This is a genomic window from Acidobacteriota bacterium, assembly GCA_022340665.1.
GTDB lineage: Bacteria > Acidobacteriota > Thermoanaerobaculia > Thermoanaerobaculales > Sulfomarinibacteraceae > Sulfomarinibacter.
Map to the genome: position 1 here is coordinate 1 of JAJDNM010000142.1, position 16396 is coordinate 16396.

Sequence of the window (16396 nt, forward strand, 5' to 3'; positions counted from 1 at the left end):
GAGATGGTGATTCCGGGAGACAACACGAACCTGGAGGTGGAGTTGATCACCCCGATCGCGATGGAGAAGGGCTTGCGCTTCGCCATTCGCGAGGGTGGCCGCACCGTCGGTGCCGGCTCCATCACGGACATCCTGGAGTAGGGGTTGAAGCCTTTCGGCTTGCCGCGCCTCAACCGAGGGGCGGGCGTTGACGCCTCCTCCCGGGTGTGGTGCGTGAGATTTTTCCACGCAGGCCAGTAGCTCAATCGGTAGAGTCCCGGTCTCCAAAACCGGTTGTTGGGGGTTCGAGTCCCTCCTGGCCTGCCAAGTTCGTTCGACTGGAGTCGCCCGCATGCAATGGTGGACACGCCTAAAAACATTTCTCTCCGAGGTCATCGCCGAGACCAAGAAGGTCACGTGGCCGACGAAGCAGGAAGTCATCAACACGACGACCGTCGTGGTGATCGCCTCCTTCATCTTCGGTATCTACCTCTATCTCTGCGATCTCGTGTTCCTCCTTTTGAGGAACCAACTTTTCGAAGCCTTCAAGGTCTTTTCGTAAGGAGCTGATCTCCATGGCCAAGCAGTGGTACATCATCCACACGTACTCGGGATTCGAGGATCGCGTGAAGAAGACCCTCGAACAACGCGTCGAGGCGCTCGGCATGGAGGAATTCTTCGGCGAGGTACAGGTTCCGACCGAAACCGTCGTCGAGATGAAGAACGGCAAGAAACGGGAGGTTCGAAAGAAGTTTTTCCCCGGGTATGTGCTGGTGGAAATGGAAATGACGGACGATGCATGGCATCTTGTGCGGAACACGCCCAAGGTGACCGGATTCGTTGGTGCCGGCAAGAAACCCACACCGCTGACCGAGGAGGAGGTCAATCAGATCCTCCATCAGTCAGTGGCGACTCAGGAGAAACCGCGACCGACCGAGAGATACGAGAAGGGCGAGCGGATTCGGATCGTCGATGGTCCATTCGCCTCCTTCAACGGCGTCGTCGAAGAGGTCAACCTCGATCGGTCGACGCTCAAGGTGATGGTCACGATCTTCGGGCGTGAGACTCCTGTCGAAATGGAGTTTCGCCAAGTGCAGAAACTCGTTTGAGGAGTAGCGATGGCAAAGAAAGTCATAGGACAGATCAAGCTTCACCTGCCCGGCGGGCAGGCGACACCGGCACCACCGGTGGGTCCTGCGTTGGGACAGCATGGTCTCAACATCATGGACTTCTGCAAGGCGTTCAACGCGCGTACGCAGAAGGACCAGGGCATCATCATTCCGGTCGTGATCACCGTGTTCGCCGACCGTACCTATACCTTCATTACCAAGACCCCGCCGGCGTCATTCCTGCTGCGGCGGGCCTGCGGCCTGGAAAAGGGCTCGGGTGAACCGAACAGGGTCAAAGTCGGCACCGTGACCATGTCCCAGGTGGAAGAGATCGCCAAGACCAAGATGCCCGACCTCAACGCCGAGTCGCTGGATGCCGCAGTTGAGATCATCCTCGGTACGGCTCGCTCGATGGGCATCGAGGTCGGTGCAACCTCCGGAGTCATCGAGGTCGAGGAGCCGGAAGGCGAAGTCGAGGAGGTGGCCAGTGGCGCTTAGAGGAAAGAAATACAGAGAGTCGGCCTCCAAGGTGGAGCGTCGGCCTTACCCGCTCGAAGAGGCGCTGGGTTTGGTCCAAGAGACCGCCTTCGCTTCGTTCGATGAGACAGTCGAGATCGCGATGCGCCTTGGCGTCAATCCGCGCCACGCAGATCAGATGGTGCGAGGCACCGTTGTTCTGCCGCACGGCACCGGCAAGAGCCTGACCGTGCTCGTGGTGTGCGAGGGTCCAGCGCAGAAGGAAGCCGAGGAGGCTGGTGCCGATTTCGTGCTTTCGGGTGACGAGGCGGTGGAGAAGATCCAGGGCGGATGGCTCGAGATCGACGCAATTGTCGCGACCCCAGACATGATGAAGAGCCTGTCGAAGGTCGGTCGGGTCCTCGGACCGCGTGGACTGATGCCGAACCCGAAGTCGGGAACCGTAACCACCGACGTCGGCGCTGCGGTAGCGGACATCAAGGCCGGTAAGGTGGAGTTTCGGGTCGACAAGACCGCGATCATCCATGCTCCGGTTGGCAAGGTCAGCTTCCCGCATGAGAATCTCGTCGAGAACACCCGCAGTCTGATCAGCGCAGTGGAGAAGGCGAAACCCGCGACCGCCAAGGGCCGCTACGTTCACACCATCTACCTGTGCTCGACCATGGGCCCCGGCGTCCAGGTCGACCTGGTCAGCCTGGATACGAAGTAGGAGGAGGAACATGCTCACGAAAGAGCAGAAACACGAGCAGTCGGTGGAACTGCGGGAGAATCTTGAAGGCGTCAACACGCTGTTCCTCCTCGAAAACCACGGCCTCAAGGTGAACGACGTGAATCGCCTTCGCTCGGAGGTGCGGAAGACCGAGGCGACCTACAAGGTTGTCAAGAACACCGTCGTACGGTTGGCAGTCGAAGGGACGGAGATGGAAGGCATCACGCCTTTCCTGAGTGGACCGAAGGTCCTCGCCTACACGGGTGGTGACGGCGTAGCCCTGGCCAAGGTGCTGAAGGACTTCATCAAGAAACACCCCGAGCTCACCTTCGAGCAGGCATATCTCGAGGGGCAGATTCTCGAAGCCAAGGAGGCGGAGAAAATCGCCGACATGCCGTCGCGCGACGAACTCATCTCCAAGTTGGTGAATCTGCTGCAGTCGCCCTTGCGGCGCCTCGCAGTCGCGCTCAACGCTCCGCTTCAGCAGTTCACGAATGTGATCACTCAGGTCGCGGAAAAAGGCGACCAGCCTGCAGAGGAAACGGTCGAAGAAACCGTTGTCGCGGAAGAGCCCCCGGAGGCCGAAGAAAAGCCTCAAGAGGCCCAGGCTTCCGACCAAATTGAAGAAGCTCCGGAGGCTGAAGCTTCCGCCCAGGACAGGGATACTCCGGCAGAGGAGCCCGAGGACGCTTCGGAAGCCGAAGAACAAAACGAGACCCAGGAAACTCAAGAATCCTAAGGAGGATCTGAAAAATGGCCCAGATAGAGAAGATGATGGAGGATATCAAGGGGATGACCGTGCTCGAGCTCAATGAGCTCGTCAAGGCCCTTGAGGAAGAGTTCGGCGTGACTGCCGCTGCCGCCGCTCCGGTGATGATGGCCGGTGCCGTTCCGGGTGCCGCTGCCGGTGGTGAGGAGGCGGAAGAGAAGACCGATTTCGACGTTGTACTGAACTCGATCGGTGACAAGAAAATCAATGTCATCAAGGTCGTTCGCGAGGTCACTTCGCTCGGTCTGAAAGAGGCCAAGGAGCTGGTTGAGAGTGCGCCTGTCAAGGTCAAGGAGGGCGTCAACAAGGAAGAGGCCGAAGAGATCAAGAAGAAGTTCGAAGAGGCCGGCGCCCAGATGGAGATCAAGTAACGCGCGACATGCCGTTCGATTCCCGGGTTTCGAGACCCATGAACTGAGATGACGGGAGACGTGCGTCTCCCCGTCGATCTTTTGGTCAGGAGGGAGCATCCATGACCACGAGCCCCAATGGGCGGCTGAGCTTCTCCAAGCATTCGTCCACGATTCCGCTGCCGAACATGATCCAGGTGCAGAGGTCCTCGTACGAGGAGTTTCTGCAGATGGACCTGCTGCCTGAAGAGCGCATTTTTGGCGGTCTTCAGTCGGTGCTGTCGTCGATCTTCCCGTTCACCGACTTTCGCGAGACCTGCGAGCTGCAGTTCGTCCGCTACGAAATCGGGAACTGGACTTGCCGGTGCGGGCGCCTCGACGGGTTGCATCATCTGCGCCTGACCTGCGAGCACTGTGGTGCGAGCTTCAAGGCGGGTGATCCGCATGAAGAAGCGGTCGTTTGTCCGGATTGTGGCAAGGCGAACAAGAATCGCGTCGAGGTGTGCAGCGTCTGCGGGACCTCTGTCGGCCTGCGCCTACCGTTTTCGTCGGACGAGTGCCGCGAACGCGGGATGACCTATGCGGTGCCGGTGCGCCTGACCTTCAGACTGGTGACCTTCGACACCGAGGAAGATGGCAGTCGACAGGTGCGCGACGTCAAGGAGGAAGAGCTCTACTTCGGCGAGATGCCGCTGATGACGGACACTGGCACCTTCATCATCAACGGTACCGAGCGCGTGATCGTCTCGCAGCTTCACCGTTCGCCCGGTGTTTTCTTCACCCTCGAAGGCCCAAACGACTACCTTGCCAAGGTGGTGCCGTACCGAGGGTCGTGGATCGAGTTCGAGTACGACAACAAGCAGATCCTCTGGGTCCGTATCGATCGAAAACGCCGTTTGCACGGCACCGTCTTTCTCCGTGCGTTGAGCCCCGAGCTGGAAAGCAACTCTCAGATCCTCCGCAGCTTTCACACAGTCTTCGACACCAAGCTCAGCGCCAAGAAGGACACCGCGACGCTGTTGCTCGACTCCCGCATCCTCGATATCGAAGAAGAGCGGCAGAAGGCTCTCCGTTTCAGGAAGGTTGCCGAGCCGCCGCTGTTTGCCGGCCTTTCCCTCGACAACGCGATGAGGCGGCGCCTGGAAAAGGCGACGGTCGAAAAACCGACCAAGGTGGCTGTCAACCGCGAAGAATTGATCGGCGCAATCGTGATAAATGATCTGATCGACGAAGAGACGGGTGAGGTGATCGTGCCCGCCAACTCGAGGGTCACCGATGACGTGTTGGCGCAGGCCGACGAGGTGGGTATCGACACAATCAGTCTCGCGTTTCCGGACTGGGATCCGGTTGGTGAAATTCTCCACCAGACTCTCGAGAAGGACACCACGACATCGCAGATGGGCGCGAGGATGGAGATTTACCGACGCCAGCGTCCGGGAGATCCCCCGACCGAGGAATCGGCGACCACGCTCTTCAACGGGCTCTTCTTCGACGAGCGCAAATATGATCTATCCAAGGTCGGCCGCTTCAAGTTCAACGCCAAGCTTGGTCTCGACAAGGATCCGGATCAACGGACCCTCGATGTCGACGATTTCATCCATCTGGTGAACTACCTCCTCAGGCTCCACCGTGATCTCGGGCGGGTCGACGACATTGACTCGCTCTCGAACCGCCGCGTGCGAACGGTTGGGGAGTTGATGGAGAATCAGTTCCGCATTGGCCTCGTCCGCATGGAGCGGGCGATCAAGGAAAAGATGTCCATTCACCCGGACATCGACTCGGCCATGCCGCGCGACCTGGTGAACTCCAAGCCGGTCATGGCTTCGGTCGACGAGTTTTTCGGATCGTCACAGCTGTCGCAGTTCATGGACCAGACCAATCCGTTGTCTGAGGTCACTCACAAGCGGCGCCTCTCGGCTCTTGGCCCGGGCGGTCTGTCGCGCGAGCGCGCCGGTTTCGAGGTGCGAGACGTGCACTCGACGCATTACGGGCGTATCTGCCCGATCGAAACCCCCGAGGGGCCGAATATCGGCCTGATTTCGTCGCTTTCGTGTTACGCGCGGCTCAACCCGATGGGCTATATCGAATCGCCGTACAAAAAAGTCGAAAAGGGCAACGTCCTCGAGCACGTTCGAATCACCCAGGTCGGTGATACCGATTTCGAGCTCGGGCAGGTCGCGCTGCGGTCCGACTTTGATGAGGCCAACGCCAAGGTGCGTCGCTCGCGCAAAAAGAAAATCGAGGCGTGGGGCGAGCCGCACGCCTATTACCTGGCCGCGTGGGAGGAGGAAAACCTCAACATCGCTCAGGCCAACGCGCGTGTCAACGACAAGGGCAAATTGGTCGACCCCAAGGTGATTGCGAGGTCGGGCGGCGAGTTTCTCGTCCTCGATCGAGACCAGATCGACTTCATTGACGTCTCGCCGCGGCAAGTGGTGTCGGTGGCGGCATCATTGATTCCGTTCCTCGAGCACGACGATGCGAACCGCGCGCTCATGGGATCGAATATGCAACGGCAGGCGGTACCTCTGGTTCAACCAGAGGCGCCGGTGGTTGGCACCGGAATGGAGTCGGTTGTTGCCGAGGACTCGGGCGCCGTGGTCGTATGCCGGCGTTCGGGCGTGGTCGACAAGGTCGACTGCCAACGGATCATCGTCCGCGTCGAAGACGAAGACGAGGGCGAGGGTGAGTTCGGAGCCGATATTTACCAGCTGACCAAGTTCCGGCGCTCCAACCAGAACACGTCGATCAATCAGAAGCCGCTGGTCGAGGAAGGCCAGCGGGTCGTGAAGGGTCAGGTACTGGCGGACGGCCCCAACACTGAAAAGGGCGAGTTGGCGCTCGGCCACAACGTGCTGGTTGCCTTCATGCCGTGGCGTGGCTACAACTTCGAGGACGCGATAGTCGTCTCGCAGCAGCTGGTCAAGGAAGACAAGTACACCTCTATCCATATCGAGGAGTTCGAGACCTCTGCCCGTGACACCAAGCTCGGACCGGAGGAGATCACCCGCGACATTCCCAACGTTTCGGAGTCGGCTCTCGCCCACCTCGACGACGCGGGCATCATCCACATCGGTGCCCAGGTTCGCCAGGGCTCGATCCTGGTCGGCAAGGTGACGCCGAAGGGCGAAACGCAGCTGACCCCTGAGGAAAAGCTGCTTCGTGCGATCTTCGGCGAAAAGGCGGGCGACGTTCGCGACGCGTCCCTGCGCTGTCCGCCGGGTATCGAGGGCGTGGTTGTCGGCGTGCAGATCTTCGCCCGTAAGGGTGTGGAAAAGGACTCCCGCCAGTTGGCGATCGAAAACGAGGAGATCGATCGCATCCGCACCAACTCCGAGGATGAAAAGCGAATCATCCTCGAGGTCCGGGATTCCAAGATCGAGCGTTTGCTGGTTGGAAAGGTCGTGAAAGAAGACATCGCGGTCCGCAAGGGCGGCGAGGTGTTGATCGGCAAGAACCAAAAGGTCACTGCAGAGGCGCTGCGGCGTCTCAAGATCTCCCAGATCAAGAATCTACCGCTCAAGACGGCGGCGCTTCTCGACAAGGTGCGGCTGATCATCCGCCAGGCCGAGTCGCAGGTGGAAGTCCTTGACCAGATCAACCAGGAGCGAATCGAGTTGCTCCGCCAGGGTGACGATCTCCCACCGGGAGTGATCAAGCAGGTCAAGGTCTTTATTGCCATGAAGCGCAAGCTTCAGGTCGGCGACAAGATGGCTGGACGCCACGGCAACAAGGGCGTCATCTCGCAAGCTCTTGCCGAGGAGGACATGCCGTTCTTGCCCGACGGTACGCCGGTCGAGATCATCCTCAACCCGTTGGGCGTGCCATCGCGCATGAACGTCGGCCAGATTCTCGAAACCCATCTCGGGTGGGCCGGCCATGAGCTCGACCTCAGCTTCGCGACCCCGGTATTCGAGGGTGCGAACGAGGATGAAATCCGCAAGATGCTGGAGAAGGCCGGACTGCCAGAAGACGGTAAGAGTCTGCTTTACGACGGGGTCACCGGAGAGCCGTTCGAACAGCGCGTGACGGTCGGCCACATCTATATGCTCAAGTTGAGTCACCTGGTGGACGATAAGATCCACGCCCGGTCGATCGGGCCATACTCTCTGATCACGCAGCAGCCGCTTGGCGGCAAGGCCCAGTTCGGAGGCCAGCGTCTGGGCGAAATGGAGGTGTGGGCGCTGGAAGCGTTCGGCGCCGCGCACACACTGCAAGAGCTGTTGACGGTCAAGTCGGACGACGTCGAGGGCCGGGCCAAGGTCTATGAGGCGATCGTCAAGGGGCAGGTCCCCGAAGAACCGGGGCTTCCGGAATCTTTCAACGTGCTGGTTCGCGAGCTGCAGGCGCTCGGCCTCGATGTCGAGCTGCTGCAGCAGGATGACGAGTGAGGAGGGGAAAATGGAGCGTTCAAGCCTGAGCGAAGTTCGCAGCTTCTTCGAAAAGCCCAAACCCCTCAACGACTTCAACGCGATTCGTCTCGGATTGGCGAGTTCCGAGAAGATCCGTTCGTGGTCGCACGGCGAGGTCATCAAGCCCGAGACCATCAACTATCGCACTTTCAAACCGGAGCGTGACGGCCTGTTCTGCGCCAAGATCTTCGGTCCGGTCACCGACTGGGAGTGCCTCTGCGGCAAGTACAAGCGGATGAAGTACCGCGGCGTCGTCTGCGACAAGTGCGGCGTCGAGGTCACAAAGTCAAAGGTCCGGCGCGAACGCATGGGCCACATCGAACTGGCCGCTCCAGTGTCCCACGTCTGGTTCTTCAAGGGCCTGCCGTCGCGCATCGGCCTGCTGCTCGACATGACGATGCGCGAGCTCGAGCGGGTTCTCTACTTCGAGGCTTACGTGGTCGTCGACCCCGGTGACACGGATCTCGAGGACCAGCAGGTACTGAGCGAGGAAGAGTATAGGCAGGCGAAGGAGGACTATGGTGAGGCCTTCGTCGCGATGATGGGTGCGGAAGCGGTCCGCGCTCACCTCGAACGCCTCGATCTCGATGAGATGGCGGCCGAGCTGCGCATGGTGATGCGCACCGAGACCGCGATCATGCGACGCCAGAAAGCAGCCAAGAGGCTGAAGCTGGTCGAGGCTCTGCGACGTTCCGGCAACCGACCCGAATGGATGATCCTCGAGGTCATTCCGGTGCTGCCGCCCGAGCTGCGGCCCCTTGTTCCTCTCGACGGTGGCCGATTCGCCACCTCGGACCTCAACGATCTCTATCGCCGGGTGATCAACCGCAACAACCGGCTCAAGAAGCTTCTCGATCTGCGTGCTCCCGAAGTGATCGTTCGTAACGAGAAGCGGATGTTGCAGGAGGCCGTGGACGCGCTCTTCGACAACGGCCGTCGCGGCCGCGTCATCAAGGGCTCGAACAACCGCCCGCTCAAATCCCTGTCTGACAACCTCAAGGGCAAACAGGGCCGGTTCCGGCAGAACCTGCTCGGCAAGCGTGTCGACTACTCCGGGCGTTCGGTGATCGTCGTCGGTCCGGAGCTCAAACTCCACCAGTGCGGATTGCCGAAAAAGATGGCGCTCGAGCTCTTCAAACCGTTTGTTTACCAGGAGCTCGAAAAACGCGAACTCGCAACAACCATCAAAATGGCAAAGGAGCTTGTCGAGTTGCAGACCCCGGAGGTCTGGGACGCTCTGGAGAAGGTCATCAAGGAGCATCCGGTGCTCCTGAATCGTGCGCCGACCCTGCACCGTCTCGGTATCCAGGCCTTCGAGCCGGTACTGGTCGAGGGCAAGGCTATCAAGATCCACCCCCTGGTCTGCGCGGCCTACAACGCGGACTTTGACGGCGACCAGATGGCGGTCCACGTGCCGCTGTCGCCAAAGGCCCAACTCGAGGCCCACATTCTTATGATGTCGGCTCGCAATATCCTGTCGCCCGCGAGCGGCCGCCCGCTGGCGGTCCCGTCGCAGGACATGGTCATAGGCGTCTACTACCTGACGACCGAGAACTACATGGCCAAGGGAGGCGGCAAGACCTTCGCGTCTGCCGAAGAGGTCTTCCTGGCTCACAGCGCGGGAGTGGTCGGTACCCAGGCACCGATCCAGCTGCGGTTTACCGGTAACCTGATCGATCTCGTCGCACAGGGTGGCAGCCAGGACATCCTTCACGCCGACATGATCGAGGTTGAAGACATGCTCCTGGAGACCACGGTCGGTCGCGTGCTCTTCAACATGCAGCTGCCGGACGAGATGCCTTTCATCAACGGCCAGCTGCGCAAGAAGGGGCTCCAGAACCTGGTTGCCTTCTCGTTCATGACGGCCGGCCACCATCCAACGGTTGCCCTGCTCGACAACCTCAAGGAGATCGGCTTCGAGTACGCCACGCGATCGGGCCTCTCCCTATCGTCCGACGACATGGTGATACCGGGCAGCAAGCAGGGTCAGCTCGACCAGGCCCACAACGAGGTCGATGAGGTCGAGGACCAGCGGCGGAAGGGACTGATCACCGCAGGTGAGCGCCACAACAAAATCGTCGATATCTGGCACCGGGTGACCGAGGATGTGGCCAAGGAAATGTTCAGCGAAATGTCATCGCTCAACCCGGAGTCGGGCGAGTTCAACCCGATCTTCATGATGGCCGATTCCGGTGCGCGTGGCTCGCGTGAGCAGGTTCGCCAGCTGGCTGGCATGCGCGGTCTGATGGCCAAGCCATCGGGCGAGATCATGGAAACGCCGATCACCGCGAATTTCCGCGAGGGTCTGTCGGTGTTGCAGTACTTCATCTCGACCCACGGCGCGCGCAAGGGACTCGCCGACACGGCGCTCAAGACAGCCGACTCCGGCTATCTGACCCGGCGACTGGTGGACGTGGCTCAGGACGTGATCGTGGTCGAGCACGACTGCGGGACCGAAAACGGCATCGAGGTCACGGCGATCACCGAAGGTGGCGAAATCCTCGAACAGATCCGCGACCGAATCGTCGGCCGGGTTTCCGCCGAGGACATCTATGATCCGATCGAGGACAGCCTGATCTGTCCGGTGAGCACCGAGATCACGGAGACCATCGCCAGCCAGATTCAGGAAGCCGGTATCGAGCGCGTCCGCATTCGCTCAGCTCTCACCTGCGAGACCGAGCGGGGCGTCTGCCAGCTGTGCTACGGCCGCATGTTGGCCACCGGGCGCCTCGTGGAGATCGGGGAGGCGGTCGGCATCATCGCCGCTCAGTCGATCGGCGAGCCGGGTACCCAGCTGACCATGCGGACCTTCCACTACGGCGGCACCGCGACCCGGGGCACGGAATCCTCGCGGCATGTCGCGAACCACAGTGGCGCGATCAAGTTCCTCAACATCGCCGCCGTGGAAAACAAGGACGGCGAAACGGTGGCCATCTCGAGGACCGGCAAGCTTGTGATTCTCGATGCTCGTCAGCGAGAGAAGGAGCGGTACTCGGTAGCCTACGGGTCACACCTGCTGGTCGAGGATGGTCAGGAGGTTGAGCCCGGCACCCCATTGGTCGAGTGGGATCCATTCACCTCATCGATTCTGACCGCGATCGCTGGCAAGGTGAAGTTCCACGATCTGGTCGAAGGCGAAAACGTCCGTGAGGAAATCGACAAGCTCACCGGTCACGCTCACAAGATCGTCATCGAGCCGCTCGGGTCGGGCAAACGCATTCCGACCATCGAGGTCGTCGGAAAGGGCCGCGGTAAGAACAAGGAAACCCGGCGGTACCAGCTGCCGATCGGCTCCCACCTCTCGGTTGCGGAGGGGGACGCGCTGGAGTCGGGCGACGTGCTGGCCAAGATTCCGCGCGAAATGTCCAAGACCAAGGACATCACTGGTGGTCTGCCGCGCGTGGTTGAACTCTTCGAGGCTCGCAAGCCCAAGGACCCGGCAGTGGTGTCCGAGATCGACGGTCACATCCGCATCACCGAACCGGTGCGCGGTCAGCGCCGCATCGTGGTCGAGGGCGAGGGCGACGAGCACCGCGAGTACACCATTCCGCGCTACGCGCACGTGTCGGTGCAGGAGGGTGAGTTCATCCAGGCCGGGGATCCGCTGACCGAGGGGGCGGTTAACCCGCATGACATCCTGTCGATCCTCGGTGAAAAAGAAATGCAGCGACACCTGGTGGACAAGATTCAGGAGGTCTACCGCTCGCAGGGTGTGGCCATCAACGACAAGCACATCGAGGTGATTGTTCGCCAGATGATGCGCTTCGTGAAGGTCGTGGATCCGGGCGACACGGACTTTCTGCTCGAACAGCAGATTCCGCGTTACTTATTCCAGCGCGAGAACGATCGGGTGATCGAAGCCGGCGGCGAGCCGGCGACCGCGACGTCGCTGCTGCTCGGCATCACCAAGGCCTCGCTGGCCACCGAGAGCTTCATTTCGGCGGCGTCGTTCCAGGAGACGACCCGCGTTCTGACCGAGGCCGCGGTCTCGGGCAAGGTCGATAACCTGCACGGACTCAAGGAGAACGTGATCGTTGGCCGGCTGATCCCGGCCGGTACGGGTTCGCCCCGTTACCGCCGCACGATCATCGATCCGGTGCCCGAGGAGGAGATGGAGCCGCGCGAGGAGCCGGAAAACCTCTATCGCGAGATGACAGAGGCGGCGACTGCCCTTTTGGAAGCCAAGCCGGAAACCCCGGCCGCAGAAACCGAATAACAAGTTCTTTTTTATCAGTCAATTCAACTTCGGCCGCCCCTCGGGGCGGCCTATTCTTCGCGTCCGAATGGCCCGCCCGCCGCGGCCTTCGACCGCGTCCACGCGTTCTCGATCGCCCCGCCCTCCGATCGCGAGCGCTCGTCGGGCGGGTCGACCTCGCCCGCTGTTTGCCTGCGGCAAAAGGGCGGGGCGTGACCTGTCATCCTGAGCGGAACGTCCCGGGCGGACGCAAAATCGATGGATTCCCCAAAGTCAGAGATCGATCCGCCTCGCCCCTTTTCAACCCGCCCCCTCCCCCCGCCCACCCACCCTCGGAAATTCACGGCGGGCGTTGCCCTCCTCGAATTTCTGGGGAGAGGGGGCAAAAAAAAGACCTTGTGGCGGAGTCACTTCCGTTTCTTCAACGGAAGGATCTTCATCTGCCTCAATCGGCATGTTCCGTGGTTTCCAAACGCTGCCCCTGTCCCGGCCACAGGAAATTGCCGCTGTGATCTGTCGCTGATCGCTGTTCCTGTCCCTGACGCTGACCACCTTGTCTCGCCCCGCGCCGCTCTTCGGCGCGAAGAAGACGTTTTCACGCTGAGTCGACCGAGGTTCTTCGAGCATTTTCCTCGCTTATCGGGATCGACGGGCCGGACCCGGTTCGATTTCCTGGGAGGACGGTCAATCGAAATCCGAAAACGCAGGAATCGCTTGGTATTTCTGGGCTCTTGATTGCGCAACCGGGGAAAACATCGAGTTTCTGTGTTTGGCGCGATCTCCGACATGCGCTTCGCAGACCTGGCACGTCGCATGGGCCTTCCGCAGGCCGCCGAACCTGTTGCTTTTATGTCAAATAATTGATTCCAGATGAGTTCTGCACGCCCCTATCACTTCGTGAGGTGGTCCAAAATTCCGATTTCCGAACTCCGAATTCGATCATCAGCGTCCATCCGCGGGATCTGCCGGCGTTCCGGGTGGCTGGGTGGATCCAGCATCCAGCATCCAGCATCCAGCATCCAGCATCCAGCATCCGGCATCGAGCATCCAGCATCCAGCATCGGGTATCTGGCCTGGCTTGTGGCGAAAAAATGCGCTCTTGTACGCCAAACGCCTTAGAACCGCTTGACAGAACGCGGCATCTCCAGTATTCTTCCGCGGCTCTGACTCACGGCCAGGGCCCAAGGAACGAGGAAGCAGCCAAGTGGTGCCTCCACTTGGATTTACGAACCCCGGATAGGGAGTGACCATGCCAACAGTCTCGCAATTGGTACGCCAGGGCCGCAAAACGGCGACCGAGAAAACCAAGAGCCCGGCGCTGCAGTCCTGCCCGCAGAGGCGTGGAGTCTGCACCAGGGTTTTCACCACCACGCCGAAGAAACCGAACTCGGCTCTCCGCAAGGTGGCTCGTGTCCGCCTCACCAACGGCATCGAGGTGACGGCCTACATTCCTGGCGAGGGACACAACCTTCAGGAGCACTCGCAGGTGATGATCCGCGGCGGCCGCGTCAAGGATCTGCCGGGCGTTCGCTACCACATCATTCGCGGCACCATGGACAGCCAGGGTGTCGAGGGCCGTCGCCAGCGCCGTTCGAAGTACGGCGCCAAGCGGCCGAAGAGTTAGGGCGGGGGGAGCACATGCCTCGGCGAGCAACCATTGACAAACGAGAGGTCCTTCCGGATCCCGTCTACAACTCGCGGCTGGTCACGAAGTTCATCAACAACGTGGCGCTGAGCGGCAAGAAGACGGTTGCCGAGAGTATCTTTTATGGCGCGCTCGGTCTGATCGAAGAGCGCACCGGTGACGATCCCCTCAAGGTGTTCAAGCGCGCGGTCGAGAACGCGAAGCCGCAGGTCGAAGTCAAATCACGCCGGGTCGGTGGCTCCACCTACCAGGTGCCGATGGAGGTCCGGTCGGACCGCCAGCAGGCGCTGGCCATCCGCTGGCTGATCGGCTTCGCCAAGTCGCGGCACGAGAAGACGATGATGCAGAAGCTCGCTGCCGAGTTTCTGGATGCGGCGTCGAACCGCGGAGGCACGATCAAGAAACGCGATGACACACATCGCATGGCCGAGGCCAACAAGGCCTTTGCCCATTACCGCTGGTAGGTGAGTTAGAGACAGACGACAGCAGTTCGCAGGAGATCTTTGAAAAATGCCACGTGTTATCCCACTCTCGAACGTCCGAAATATCGGCATCATGGCTCACATCGATGCCGGTAAGACGACGACTACCGAGCGTGTGCTCTATTACACGGGCATCAACTACAAGATCGGTGAGGTCCACGACGGCACTGCGACCATGGATTGGATGCCGCAGGAGCAGGAGCGGGGCATCACCATCACATCTGCTGCGACAACCTGTTTCTGGCGCGACCACCGCATCAACATCATCGACACCCCCGGCCATGTCGACTTCACCGCCGAAGTGGAGCGCAGCCTGCGCGTGCTCGACGGTGCAGTCGCGGTTTTCTGCGCGGTCGGCGGTGTCGAGCCGCAGTCCGAGACCGTTTGGCGGCAGGCCGACCGCTATCACGTGCCGCGAGTCGCCTTCATCAACAAAATGGACCGTACCGGTGCCAACTTTGCGGGTGTCACCGAACAGATCCGGGAGAAGCTGGCGGCCAACGCGGTCCCGGTCCAGCTGCCGCTGGGCGCTGAAGAGAGCTTTGCCGGGGTCATCGATCTGGTGCGAATGAAGGCCTACAACTACAAGGACGAAACCCTGGGTGCCGAGTACTTCGAGGAAGACATTCCGAAAGACTACCGGGCCGAGGTGGACGAGTACCGCGAACGTCTGTTCGAGGCAGTGGCCGAGACTTCAGAGGAGTTCCTCGACCACTACCTGGCCGAGGGCAGCCTCGAGGAGGACCAGATTCTCCGCGGTCTCCGGATCGGCACCATCGCCGGTTCGCTGGTGCCGGTGCTCTGCGGTTCTGCCTTCAAGAACAAGGGTGTACAGCCGTTGCTCGACGCGATCGTCGACTATCTTCCGTCGCCGCTCGACATCCCGCCGATCGAGGGTTTTCTCCCAGAGGGCGTGAAGGGCAGCAACGTCCGCCGTGCCGATGACGAGGAGCCCTTTGCCGCGCTGGTCTTCAAGATCATGACTGATCCCTATGTTGGCCGGCTCGCCTTCATTCGTACTTACTCGGGCGACCTGGCCACCGGCTCGTCGGTGATCAATGCCGCCACCGGCAAGTCCGAACGGATCGGTCGCCTGCTCAAGATGCACGCCAACAAGCGCGAGGAGATCTCAGAGGTCTGCGCCGGTGACATCTGTGCCGTGGTTGGGCTACGCAATGCTGGCACTGGCGATACCCTGTGCGACCGCAAGCACCCGATCGTGCTCGAGGCGATGCAGTTCCCCGAACCAGTCATCTCGGTCGCCATCGAGCCCAGGACCACCGCCGATCAAGAGCACTTGGCCGAAGCACTGGCCAAGCTCACTCAGGAAGATCCGACCTTCCGCGTCACGGTCGACGAGGAAACCGGGCAGACGATCATTTCCGGGATGGGAGAGCTCCATCTCGAGATCATCGTCGACCGGTTGATGCGCGAACACAAGATCGGCGCGAAGGTCGGTCGCCCGCAGGTTGCCTATCGCGAGGCCATCACCAAGGAGGCCGATGGCAAGGGCGAGTTCATCCGCCAGACCGGAGGCAAGGGCCAGTACGGCCAGGTCAGGATTCGCATCTGGCCTTTGACCGACGGCACCGAATTCGTCTTCATCGACGAGATCAAACAGGGTGTGATTCCGCGCGAGTTCATCAAGCCTGTCGAGATAGGCATCCGCGAGGCGATGGACCGCGGTATTCTTGCCGGCTACCCCCTGATGGGAATCGGGGCCGCTCTTTACGACGGGTCCTATCACGAGGTGGACTCGTCGGAGCTCGCCTTCAAGGTAGCCGGATCGATGGCCCTGATGAATGGCGCGAAAGATGCCGGTCCGGTGCTCATGGAGCCCATCATGGAGGTCGAGGCGGTGACTCCAGAGGAGTACCTCGGCGATGTCATCGGCGATCTCAACCGACGCCGGGGACGGGTCACCAGTATGGAATCACGCGCCGGATATCAGGTCGCGACCGTCCACGTTCCCCTTTCAGAGATGTTCGGCTACGCCACCGATCTGCGGTCGCAGACACAGGGGCGGGCTACCTACAGCATGCAGTTTGATCATTACGACGAAGTTCCTCAGCGGAAGGCCGATGAAATCGTCGCGCGCGCCACGGGTGTGACGGCGTAAGGAGGCAGGAATGGCCAAGGAGAAGTTCGAGCGGACGAAGCCGCACGTCAACATCGGGACGATAGGTCACGTGGACCATGGGAAGACGACGTTGACGGCGGCGATGACGAAGACGTTGGCAGCGAAGGGGCTAGCGGACTACACGCCGTT

Annotated in this window: 12 protein-coding genes, 1 tRNA gene and 2 pseudogenes; 14 read left to right on the forward strand and 1 reads right to left on the reverse strand. The window is 60.8% G+C overall.

All coding sequences use genetic code 11. The features are described 5' to 3' along the window. The 10 genes and pseudogenes from tuf (LJE93_16040) to rpoC form a co-directional block, all read left to right on the forward strand. Positions 1-141, forward strand: a 141-nt coding sequence (gene tuf / locus LJE93_16040; GenBank protein MCG6950427.1) for an elongation factor Tu, incomplete at its 5' end; no start/stop codon positions are given. Between the two features lie 89 nt (positions 142-230). Continuing rightward, positions 231-306: transfer RNA gene (locus tag LJE93_16045), tRNA-Trp, on the forward strand. Positions 307-331: 25 nt separating this feature from the next. Then, positions 332-541: a preprotein translocase subunit SecE gene (gene secE, locus LJE93_16050; protein MCG6950428.1), complete on the forward strand. Its 210-nt coding sequence runs from the start codon at positions 332-334 to the stop codon at positions 539-541. A gap of 13 nt (positions 542-554) precedes the next feature. Next, positions 555-1088 (forward strand): transcription termination/antitermination protein NusG, encoded by a 534-nt coding sequence (nusG, locus tag LJE93_16055; protein ID MCG6950429.1) that lies wholly within the window; start codon positions 555-557, stop codon positions 1086-1088. 9 nt (positions 1089-1097) lie between these two features. Next, positions 1098-1514: pseudogene (rplK, locus tag LJE93_16060) on the forward strand (50S ribosomal protein L11). A 61-nt stretch (positions 1515-1575) separates the two neighbouring features. After that, the gene (rplA, locus tag LJE93_16065; protein ID MCG6950430.1) at positions 1576-2274 is read left to right on the forward strand and encodes a 50S ribosomal protein L1; all 699 of its coding nucleotides are present in this window, start codon (positions 1576-1578) and stop codon (positions 2272-2274) included. Positions 2275-2284: 10 nt separating this feature from the next. Then, positions 2285-3013, forward strand: coding sequence for a 50S ribosomal protein L10 (rplJ, locus tag LJE93_16070; protein ID MCG6950431.1), 729 nt, complete (start codon positions 2285-2287; stop codon positions 3011-3013). A 14-nt stretch (positions 3014-3027) separates the two neighbouring features. Further along, entirely contained in the window at positions 3028-3414 is a 387-nt protein-coding gene (gene rplL, locus LJE93_16075) for a 50S ribosomal protein L7/L12 (GenBank protein MCG6950432.1), read from the forward strand. Between the two features lie 101 nt (positions 3415-3515). Continuing rightward, positions 3516-7784, forward strand: coding sequence for a DNA-directed RNA polymerase subunit beta (gene rpoB / locus LJE93_16080; GenBank protein MCG6950433.1), 4269 nt, complete (start codon positions 3516-3518; stop codon positions 7782-7784). 10 nt (positions 7785-7794) lie between these two features. Continuing rightward, complete coding sequence (rpoC, locus tag LJE93_16085; GenBank protein MCG6950434.1) at positions 7795-12021, forward strand: DNA-directed RNA polymerase subunit beta'; 4227 nt, start codon at positions 7795-7797, stop codon at positions 12019-12021. A 969-nt stretch (positions 12022-12990) separates the two neighbouring features. On the opposite strand, the pseudogene LJE93_16090 reads toward rpoC, so the two are convergent. Continuing rightward, a pseudogene (locus tag LJE93_16090) lies at positions 12991-13068 on the reverse strand (phosphotransferase). 181 nt (positions 13069-13249) lie between these two features. Here LJE93_16090 and rpsL point away from each other — a divergent pair. The 4 genes from rpsL to tuf (LJE93_16110) all read left to right on the forward strand — a co-directional run. Next, the gene (gene rpsL / locus LJE93_16095; protein ID MCG6950435.1) at positions 13250-13624 is read left to right on the forward strand and encodes a 30S ribosomal protein S12; all 375 of its coding nucleotides are present in this window, start codon (positions 13250-13252) and stop codon (positions 13622-13624) included. A gap of 14 nt (positions 13625-13638) precedes the next feature. Further along, positions 13639-14109 (forward strand): 30S ribosomal protein S7, encoded by a 471-nt coding sequence (gene rpsG, locus LJE93_16100; protein MCG6950436.1) that lies wholly within the window; start codon positions 13639-13641, stop codon positions 14107-14109. A 46-nt stretch (positions 14110-14155) separates the two neighbouring features. Then, positions 14156-16246, forward strand: coding sequence for an elongation factor G (gene fusA / locus LJE93_16105; protein MCG6950437.1), 2091 nt, complete (start codon positions 14156-14158; stop codon positions 16244-16246). A gap of 10 nt (positions 16247-16256) precedes the next feature. Further along, positions 16257-16396: elongation factor Tu (gene tuf, locus LJE93_16110; protein MCG6950438.1), on the forward strand; the 140-nt coding region annotated here is incomplete at its 3' end.

What these genes read in the sequence shown, in the direction of transcription:
- fusA (MCG6950437.1), top strand. Translation starts at nt 14,156, where the DNA reads ATGCCACGTGTTATCCCACTCTCGAACGTCCGAAATATCGGCATCATG.
- rpoB (MCG6950433.1), top strand. Translation starts at nt 3,516, where the DNA reads ATGACCACGAGCCCCAATGGGCGGCTGAGCTTCTCCAAGCATTCGTCC.
- secE (MCG6950428.1), top strand. Translation starts at nt 332, where the DNA reads ATGCAATGGTGGACACGCCTAAAAACATTTCTCTCCGAGGTCATCGCC.
- rpsG (MCG6950436.1), top strand. Translation starts at nt 13,639, where the DNA reads ATGCCTCGGCGAGCAACCATTGACAAACGAGAGGTCCTTCCGGATCCC.
- nusG (MCG6950429.1), top strand. Translation starts at nt 555, where the DNA reads ATGGCCAAGCAGTGGTACATCATCCACACGTACTCGGGATTCGAGGAT.
- rpsL (MCG6950435.1), top strand. Translation starts at nt 13,250, where the DNA reads ATGCCAACAGTCTCGCAATTGGTACGCCAGGGCCGCAAAACGGCGACC.
- rplL (MCG6950432.1), top strand. Translation starts at nt 3,028, where the DNA reads ATGGCCCAGATAGAGAAGATGATGGAGGATATCAAGGGGATGACCGTG.
- rpoC (MCG6950434.1), top strand. Translation starts at nt 7,795, where the DNA reads ATGGAGCGTTCAAGCCTGAGCGAAGTTCGCAGCTTCTTCGAAAAGCCC.
- rplJ (MCG6950431.1), top strand. Translation starts at nt 2,285, where the DNA reads ATGCTCACGAAAGAGCAGAAACACGAGCAGTCGGTGGAACTGCGGGAG.